Source organism: Terrilactibacillus tamarindi, assembly GCF_009718825.1.
GTDB lineage: Bacteria > Bacillota > Bacilli > Bacillales > Sporolactobacillaceae > Terrilactibacillus > Terrilactibacillus tamarindi.
In genome coordinates, this window is record NZ_WNHB01000055.1 from 1 (window position 1) to 633 (window position 633).

At 38.1% G+C, this 633-nt stretch carries 1 protein-coding gene; it reads left to right on the plus strand.

The features are described from left to right. Nucleotides 1-107: 107 nt before the first annotated feature. On the plus strand, nucleotides 108-633 hold a 526-nt coding region (locus GMB86_RS15315; RefSeq protein WP_196220259.1), incomplete at its 3' end, for a transposase.

A 633-nucleotide genomic window follows, 5' to 3' on the forward strand; every position in this document is an offset into this window, starting at 1 on the left:
GAGAGTATAAAATATTTTGTGTAAATGAATAAAACAATGAAAAAGGAAGACCTTTTCCTGGTAGAATAAAGTCACCACAACTCATCCATAGAAAAGAGGTCTTCCCTATGAACCAGTTTACAACAGAAATCGTCGATGCACTAGTAAAAAAACAAGATATTACGGAAGTTTTTCGTTCTCATTTAGAAAAAGCAATCAACTCGCTCTTGGTAACCGAACTTACTAGTTTTCTAGATTATGAAAAATATGACCGTATCGGTTTCAACTCTGGTAATTCACGAAATGGTTCTTATTCACGAACTCTCCACACCGAGTACGGGGACCTAAATATCCAGATTCCTCGTGATCGTAATGGCGAGTTTAAGCAACAGACGATAGCTCCGTATAAGCGCTCTAATGACACATTAGAGTCAACGGTTATTCACCTCTTTCAAAAAGGAATTACGATGTCTGAAATCGCAAATCTGATTGAAAAGATGTATGGTCATCATTATACGCCGCAGACCATTTCTAACATGACAAAAGCAGTTTCTGAAACGGTTGAAGCGTTCAATAATCGCCAACTACATAATCGCTATGTGTGCGTCTATTTAGATGCAACCTATATTGCGATACGTCGTGATACCGTGTCCA